The sequence below is a fragment of the Streptomyces sp. SID3212 genome, from assembly GCF_009865405.1.
Lineage (GTDB): Bacteria > Actinomycetota > Actinomycetes > Streptomycetales > Streptomycetaceae > Streptomyces.
In genome coordinates this window covers 1-8,001 of the sequence record NZ_WWJY01000276.1, presented here as the reverse complement: position 1 = coordinate 8,001, position 8,001 = coordinate 1, and the positions used below count along the sequence as shown (strand labels likewise).

The following is an 8,001-nucleotide window of genomic DNA, read 5'->3' as shown; positions in this document are numbered from 1 at the left end:
GGCCCGCCGTCGCCGTGGTCGGGGTGTACGGCTCCGCCGCGCTCCTCACCGGGGTCGCGCTCGGGGCGACGCTCTGGCGGGGGCTCGCCGAGCCGCGTACCGCTCTCGCCTTCGGCCTGCTCGTCGTCGTCGGCGAGCTGGCCCGGTGGGGCGCACTCCCCGGCGAGCGGGAGCCCGCGCCCCTCGGGGCCGCCGGTGCGCTCGCGTACGCCCTCCTCGGCGAGAACGCCGGGCAGCGCACCACCCACGGCGTCCTCCAGACCCTCGCCGTCGTGGTCGCGGCCACTCTCGCCGGTTCCGTACCGCACATCGCCAAGGGCCGCGGCCCCGCGCTCGACCACCTGGTCCGCCGCGTCCTGACCGTCGCCTTCGCCGCCGTGTGCTTCCAGCCGCTGTACCACGCGGGGTACAGCGCGGGCTACACCTCCGGGTACCACCCCGGCGGGGCCGACGGGCTCGTGGAGCGCTTCGGCACGGGCCCCTTCTACGCCGCGACCCTCCTGCTCCTCCTCGTCCTCACCGCCCTCTGCGACGCCGTCCTCGCCGCCGTGCTGCTCCGCGCCCGCACCCGCCACCCCTTCGGCCCCCTTCTCCGCGACGAGCTGGGCGCCCTCCTCCACATCGGCTCCGCCGTCTGCGCCACCGGCGCCGTCATCGCCCTCGGGGTCGCCGTCGCGGGACTCTGGGCGCTGCCCGTGTTCTGCGTACCGCTGCTGCTGACCCAGCTGTCCTACCGGCGGTACGCCGCGGTCAGGACCACGTACCGCCAGACCATCGCCTCCCTCGCCCGCGCCACCGAGATCGCCGGCTACACCCCCCACGGCCACGCCCGCAGAGTCGCGGAGCTGAGCCGTGCCGTCGGCCGCGAGCTGGGCCTCTCAGGACCGGAGCTCACCGTCCTCGAATACGCGGCCCTCATGCACGACATCGGACAGCTCTCCCTCGTCGATCCCGTCCCCGAGGGCGCCACCGCCTTCCTCCCGGCCGACGAGCAGCGCCGGATCGCCCTCCTCGGCGGCGAGGTCGTCCGCCAGACCGGCGTGCCCGCCGCCGTCGCCGTCGTCGTGGAGCGCCAGGCCGATCCGTACCGCGAACAACCGCTCTCCGCCAGGATCGTCCGCACCGTCAATGCGTACGACGACCTCACCGGGGAATGTGCCAGGACGAGTGGATCGCCCGGCGGACCGCTCGGCGGATCGCTCGGCGCACTGGAGCGGCTGCGGCTCGGGACGGGGCACGACTACCAGCCCGAGGTCGTGGAATCCCTGGCACGCGTGCTGTCCCGAGGCGGCCCGGCCCCGGGCGGGGCCGGGTAACCCATGGGTAATGAGCGGGCGTGGGACCGGGCATGGTTGGATGCGAAGAAGAGGAAGAAGAGGGTGTCCGGGGGCACAGACCCGAGCGACCGGCAGGCGGGAATCGTGAGGATCTTCGGGAAGGTACGGCATCGGCCCTCCGCCTCGTGGCGGCAGGCCACCGACCGCGCGTTCACGCTGATCGGTGACGGCCGGTACGAGGACGCGGGCGCGCTGCTCACCCGTGCGGCGGACCTGGAGCCCTGGCTCTCGGAGTCGTGGTTCAACCTGGCGCTGCTGCACAAGTTCCGCCACGACTGGGAGCAGGCGCGCGCCGCCGGGCTGCGCGCGGTCGCGCTGCTCGACAAGGAGACCGGCGCCCCCGACTGGTGGAACGTCGGCATCGCCGCCACCGCCCTCCAGGACTGGCCGCTGGCCCGCCGCGCCTGGCAGGCGTACGGGCTGAAGGTGCCCGGCAATCCGCACAGCGTCGAGGCCAACGGCGAACCGGAAGGCATGGAGCTGGGCAGCGCCGCCGTCCGGCTCTCGCCGGAGGGCGAGGCGGAGGTCGTCTGGGGCCGCAGGCTCGACCCGGCCCGCATCGAGCTGCTCTCGATCCCGCTGCCGTCGTCGGGACGGCGCTGGGGCGAGGTCGTGCTCCACGACGGCGTACCGCACGGCGAGCGCACGACGGCCGCCGGGCCGGACGGAAACACCCGCGCGTACCCCGTGTTCGACGAGATCGAGCTGTGGGCGCCCTCGCCCGTACCGACGTGGGTGGTGCTGCTGGAGGCGGCCACCGAGGAGGACCGGGACGCCCTGGAGCGCCTCGCGGCCGACGCGGGGTTCGCGGCCGAGGACTGGTCGTCGTCCGTACGGCTGTTGTGCCGGGCCTGCTCCGAGAGCCGGATGCCGAGCGCCGAGGGCGACGGGGAGCACCTGGACCCGCACGACCACAGCGAGCCGGGGCACCCGGGGCCGCTGGGGCACCGTACGGCCGGCGAGCTGTGGGTGCCGGAGCGCGAGTGCGGGATCGCGGCGCCGCAGGGGCTGGTGCGGGGGCTGTTGGACGGGTGGGTCGCGGACAGTCCGGACACCCGGGAATGGCGCGATCTCGAAGAGGTCTGCTGAGGTCCGCCGGCTGCCCTTAGGCTGTATGGGCACATCGTGCCGATCGTGCGGGCAGCATCGGGAACCGAGGAAGGCGTACTGCGGACATGGCGCAGCAGGAGACGGACCAGCGGATCGACAGTGGTACCACCGTGGCGGGGACGGCGGACGGGTTCGCCGACGACACGGAGGGCGCCGCGGAGCGTGAGCTGGCACACCGCGAGCGCGGCACGTCCCGCCCGATCACCGTCGTCGGGAATCCGGTGCTCCACAAGGAGTGCCGGGATGTCACGGAGTTCGACGACTCCCTCGCCGCGCTGATCGACGACATGTTCGCCAGCCAGCACACGGCGGAGGGCGTCGGCCTCGCCGCCAACCAGATCGGCGTGGACCTCAAGGTCTTCGTGTACGACTGCCCGGACGACGACGGCAAGCGCCACGTCGGGGCGATCTGCAACCCGGTGCTGGAGGAACTGCCGCCGGAGAAGCGCCACTTGGACGACTCCAACGAGGGCTGCCTGTCGGTCCCGACGGCGTACGCGGCCCTGCCCCGCCCCGACTACGCGGTGGTACGCGGCCAGGACGCCCAGGGCAATCCGGTGAAGGTGGCGGGCACCGGCTACTTCGCGCGCTGCCTCCAGCACGAGACGGACCATCTGTACGGATACCTGTACATCGACCGGCTGTCGAAGCGGGACCGCAAGGACGCGCTCAAGCAGATGGAAGAAGGCACGCCGCGCTACGAGACGGTCCCGAACGCCTGAGACCGTGAGGCCGGGGCCGAGGTGGCGGCCGGGACGGGGGCCGGGGCCGGGACGGGCGCCGGCCCCTGGAACGTCCGCCGGTACGCGTTCGGCGTCGTCCCGAGGGTCCGCAGGAAGTGATGGCGGAGCCCCGCCGCGTTACCGAACCCGGCGCGCCCCGCGACCCGGTCGACCGTCTCGTCCGTACCCTCCAGCAACTCCTGCGCCAGCAGCACCCGTTGGCGCAGGAGCCAGCGGTACGGAGTGGTCCCCGTCTCCTGCTGGAAGCGGCGGGCGAACGTACGCGGTGACATGTGGGCCCGCTCGGCCAGCTGTTCCACGGTCATCTCGCGGTCGAGGTGGCGCTCCATCCAGGACAGCACCTCTCCGACGGTGTCGCAGGCGACGGGCAGCGGCCGCTCGATGAACTGGGCCTGGCCGCCGTCGCGGTGGGGCGGGACGACCATGCGGCGGGCGAGCGCGTTGGCGATCTCCGGGCCGTGTTCCCGCCGTACGAGATACAGGCACGCGTCGATGCCGGCGGCCGTACCGGCGGACGTGATCACGGGGCCGTCCTCCACGTACAGCACGGCGGGCTCCACCCGTGCCTCGGGGAAACGGCGGGCGAGGTCGGCCGTGTGCCGCCAGTGCACGGCGCAGCGGCGCCCGTCGAGGAGGCCGGCGGCCCCGAGCAGATAGCCGCCGGTGCAGACGCTGAGCACCCGCGCCCCCCGGTCCACGGCGCGCCGCAGCGCCGCCAGCAGCTCTTCGGGGAACTCGCGCTCCGCGTAGGCGTCCCCGGCGGGTACGGCGATGAGGTCGGCCTCCTCCAGCCGTTCGAGCCCGGCCAGCGAGCCGAGGGTGAATCCCGCGTGGGTACGCAGCTCCGCCCCCTCCCCGGAGACCACCGCGAAGTCGTAGACGGGCAGCCCGTCGTCGCTGCGGTCGAGCCCGAACACCTCGCAGACGACGCCGAGTTCGAAGGGGTGGACTCCGTCGAGCAGGACGGCGGCGACGTTTTTCATCATGGGCCCAGTGTGGCAGTAATTCGAGGTTCGATGACAGTCCTGCCACTGCCTTGTGTCGAACCCATCCGCGACGCTGGATACATGGACACCTTCCTGGCGTTTGTCGCCCTTACGGCCCTGTTCGTCCTCCTGGCCCTCCCGGCCCTGCTCTGGCTCCTCAAGGACCTGTCGATCGACCGCCAGTTGCGCCACGCGACGGTCAGGAGGGGGGATCCGAAGACCGCACGGGACGACGGACGGGCGCAGAGTGCGTCGAGCCCGTCGAGCCCGCCGAGCGAGCCGAACGCGTCGGCACCGAGTGCAGGACTGCTGCCGCGCCCGCGCCGACCGCGTACCACAGCAGGTCAGGCGCGTTGAAGGTCGAACCCAGCACCAGCCGGGCGAGCCCGCTGCGTGCGGCGAGCTCGGCCGGGACCGGGGTGAGCTGGAGCAGTTCGACCGCGCAGCTGAACACAAAAGCGCCCACGGCCGCGGTGCGGGGCCGTACCCGGGGGACGGCGCACACGACGAGGGTGTGGACGAGCACGGTGTACAGCGCGTCGCCCGCGTACTTGGCGAGATCGCCGTCCGCCCACGCCCTGACCCCGAGCCCCGCGGCGACGGTCGACACGGCACACGCGAGAGCTGCCGCCCGGGTACGGATCACGGCGTGAACGGGGAGCTGGACCACGACGGGACCTCCAGACTGTGCAGGCGGCCGAGCACCACCGCGTCGCGGCTCACCGACACCCCGAACTCCGCTGCCAGGGCCTCGCACAGCCACCGCGCGGGTGCGGCCGGGTCGATGGCCTCAGGGTCGTCCGCGACCGGCCCGGCCGCGAGGTGGCGGCGGGGGTCGAGGGCCGGTGGGACCTCTCCCCGGGCCTCGGGCTCGGTGATCCCGGGTGGGCCGACGGTGACCTCCCACACGATCCGGCCGGCCTCGGCGGCCGTGACCCGCAGAGTCGGCGCGTCCGGGTCGAGGTTCAACGTACTGCCCACGCTCAGGACCAGGCCGCCGGAGACCGCCGACGCGGCCGGGGCGGGCGACCGCATCACCCCCCGTCCCGCCTTCTCCACCAGGGCGAACGCCCAGCCCCCGGCCCCTGCCCCGGTGTCCGGCCCGGCCCGGCCCACCGCCGCCGCCGAGGGGAGCCCGTTCGCGGGCACGCCAGGGACCACCAGCTGACCCGGCCGGTCCTTCATCACCAGCGGCGCCGCCGGCGGGTGGAACGCCGTTTCGCGCCGCCTCGCCTCCGTCACCGGATGCGGCGACAGCCCGTTCTCGGTGCCCAGGACGCGCGGCAGCTCCGCCGGCTCCACCCCGCGCGCCAGCACCAGCCACCACTTGAACTCGAACCTGCGGTCCTCCGCCACCAGCCAGGCCAGTCCGTCCGGCTTCGCGGTGGCCGCCACGGCGGCCGTACGGGACGTGGTGAGCAACTCCCGTCCCCGCCGGGGTGTCAGCAGCGGTCCCAGTACGCCGTCCGCGACGAGCCCCAGGGGGGCCACCTGCTCCTCGTCGTCGTACGGGCGCCATTCCCGCATGCCGTCGCGCAGCGTCGCCCACGCCTCGCCCACGGACCCCCAGCGCGCGAACTCCCTTGCCCGCGCCACCACTTCACCGAACGGGCCCTCGACGCTGTGGCGGTACGTGCCGTCGGCAACCGCGTGCAGCACCGACTCGACCACCGCCGGATCGACCGCCGGGAAGTCCCTCCGTACCCCCTCCAGATCGGGCACGCTGCCGAGCGAGGTCCATCGCTTCGCCGTCAGGCACCTGCTCGGGAGCAACTCCCGCACGGTGTACGCCGTGTCGCCGACGGGCGCCGCGCGTTCCCCGCACGGCGGAAGCCCGAGAAGCACGGTGAGTTGCTCGTGGATCGAAAGGGCGCGTGGACGGCGGGCCCGTACCGCCGGCGCCAGCAGCGCCAACGCCCCGTCCGGATCACCGGAGAGGGCCAGCCGCCGCGCGCGCTCCACGTCCGCGTCCAGGCCGTCGGTGCCGGCACTCGCGTGGGCATCCGCGAGGAATCTCTCGTGGACGGACTCCATGTACGCCCGGAACGACGGATACCGCGCGGGCTCCGCCCGGCTCCCCGCCGGCCGGACCCGCACCGCCCACTCGCCGTCCGCCGCCACGTCCAGCGGGTCGAGCACCACCTCCACCTGGGCCGAGTCGTCGGTAAGCCGCAGCGACCGGCCCTCCGACCCCGCCTCGCCGAAGATCCCCTCCGTCCGCGCCAGGAGCCATACGGACGGGCCGGTCATCCGCCACCCGTCGGTGACCTCCAGGAACGCCCGGAACGACGGCGGCAGCGCACCCCCCGCCCGCGCCTCCCACACCGCGACCGCCTTCGGATCCGCCGGCTCGAACCCGAGCCACCGACGCTCCCGCGCCTCACGCAGCCCGTGCCCGTCCACCACGGCCGGATCGGCCGAGTCGGCCCACTCCGCGCTCCACCCGCGCAGGAACCCCCGCCAGTCGGACTCCTCCCCTGGGTGTGGGTGGTCGTGCCGCGTGTTCGTCGTCGTCATGGGTCCATGGTGTACGCACCCACTGACAACGCGACAACGCGACAACGCGCCCCACCCCCGCCACAGCGGAGATGGGGCGCGCCCCGGTCGTGCACCAGCGACCCGGAAGTCGCGGAACAGCGGCCTAGAAGTCGTCGTCGAAGGCGACCGACCCCTCCACCGCCACCTGGTACGCGGACGGGCGGCGTTCGAAGAAGTTGGTCAGTTCCTGGACGCCCTGGAGCTCCATGAAGGAGAACGGGTTCTCCGAGCCGTACACCGGCGCGAAGCCCAGCCGCTGGAGCCGCTGGTCCGCGACGCACTGGAGGTACTCGCGCATCGACTCCGTGTTCATGCCTGGCAGGCCGTCGCCGCACAGGTCGCGGCCGAACTGCAACTCCGCCTCGACGGCCTCCTTCAGCATGTCCGTGACCTGCTGCTGGAGCGCGTCGTCGAACAGCTCCGGCTCCTCCTTGCGTACGGTGTCGACCACCTCGAAGGCGAAGTTCATGTGCATCGTCTCGTCACGGAACACCCAGTTGGTGCCGGTGGCCAGGCCGTGCAGCAGACCGCGCGAGCGGAACCAGTACACGTACGCGAAGGCTCCGTAGAAGAACAGCCCCTCGATGCACGCCGCGAAGCAGATCAGGTTGAGGAGGAAGCGGCGCCGGTCCGCCTTGGTCTCCAGGCGGTCGATCTTCTCCACCGAGTCCATCCAGCGGAAGCAGAACTGCGCCTTCTCGCGGATCGACGGGATCTCCTCCACCGCGTCGAAGGCCGCCGCGCGGTCGTCCGGGTCGGGCAGATAGGTGTCGAGCAGCGTCAGATAGAACTGGACGTGCACGGCCTCCTCGAAGAGCTGGCGGGACAGGTACAGCCGCGCCTCGGGGGAGTTGATGTGCTTGTAGAGCGTCAGCACCAGGTTGTTCGACACGATCGAGTCGCCCGTCGCGAAGAACGCGACCAGCCGGCCGATCATGTGCTGCTCGCCGGGGGAGAGCTTGGCGAGGTCGGCGACGTCGGAGTGGAGGTCGACCTCCTCCACCGACCAGGTGTTCTTGATGGCGTCGCGGTAGCGCTCGTAGAAGTCCGGGTAGCGCATGGGACGCAAGGTCAGCTCGAAGCCCGGGTCGAGCAGGTTCTTCTCGGCGGGACTCGTCACGGCGAGACCTTTCTCGGTGGAACTCATCACTGGCAGGCCTCGCAGGACTCGGGGTTCTCCAGGGAGCAGGCGATCGCGTCGGCGTCCGGCACCATGGGGTTCGCGGGGGCCGGGGACGCCTGCTGGAGCGGGATGGTGGCGGCGGCAGCGGTGGCCGGCGCCGGCAC

General features: G+C 72.8%; 7 protein-coding genes. 3 read left to right on the top strand and 4 right to left on the bottom strand.

Going from position 1 to position 8,001, the window contains the following annotated elements; genetic code table 11:
• The first annotated feature begins 14 nt into the window (after window positions 1-14).
• From GT042_RS08675 to def, 3 genes are all read left to right on the top strand, one after another.
• A complete protein-coding gene (locus GT042_RS08675; RefSeq protein WP_161308127.1) occupies window positions 15-1,316 on the top strand; it encodes an HD domain-containing protein in 1,302 nt (433 codons plus the stop codon).
• Between the two features lie 105 nt (window positions 1,317-1,421).
• Entirely contained in the window at window positions 1,422-2,426 is a 1,005-nt protein-coding gene (locus GT042_RS08670) for a hypothetical protein (protein WP_161308126.1), read from the top strand.
• 86 nt (window positions 2,427-2,512) lie between these two features.
• A complete protein-coding gene (def, locus tag GT042_RS08665) occupies window positions 2,513-3,169 on the top strand; it encodes a peptide deformylase (protein ID WP_161308125.1) in 657 nt (218 codons plus the stop codon).
• On the opposite strand, the gene GT042_RS08660 is transcribed toward def, so the two are convergent.
• From GT042_RS08660 to GT042_RS08645, 4 genes are all read right to left on the bottom strand, one after another.
• Window positions 3,145-4,176, bottom strand: a complete 1,032-nt coding sequence (locus GT042_RS08660; RefSeq protein ID WP_161308124.1) for a helix-turn-helix domain-containing protein — start codon at window positions 4,174-4,176, stop codon at window positions 3,145-3,147. The genes def and GT042_RS08660 overlap by 25 nt on opposite strands.
• Before the next feature lie 199 nt (window positions 4,177-4,375).
• Window positions 4,376-4,846: a DUF2809 domain-containing protein gene (locus GT042_RS08655; RefSeq protein ID WP_161308123.1), complete on the bottom strand. Its 471-nt coding sequence runs from the start codon at window positions 4,844-4,846 to the stop codon at window positions 4,376-4,378.
• Window positions 4,819-6,693, bottom strand: a complete 1,875-nt coding sequence (locus tag GT042_RS08650) for a hypothetical protein (RefSeq protein WP_161308122.1) — start codon at window positions 6,691-6,693, stop codon at window positions 4,819-4,821. Before GT042_RS08650 ends, GT042_RS08655 begins: the two co-directional genes overlap by 28 nt.
• A 124-nt stretch (window positions 6,694-6,817) precedes the next feature.
• Window positions 6,818-7,861, bottom strand: a complete 1,044-nt coding sequence (locus GT042_RS08645) for a ribonucleotide-diphosphate reductase subunit beta (protein ID WP_161308121.1) — start codon at window positions 7,859-7,861, stop codon at window positions 6,818-6,820.
• Window positions 7,862-8,001 lie beyond the last annotated feature (140 nt).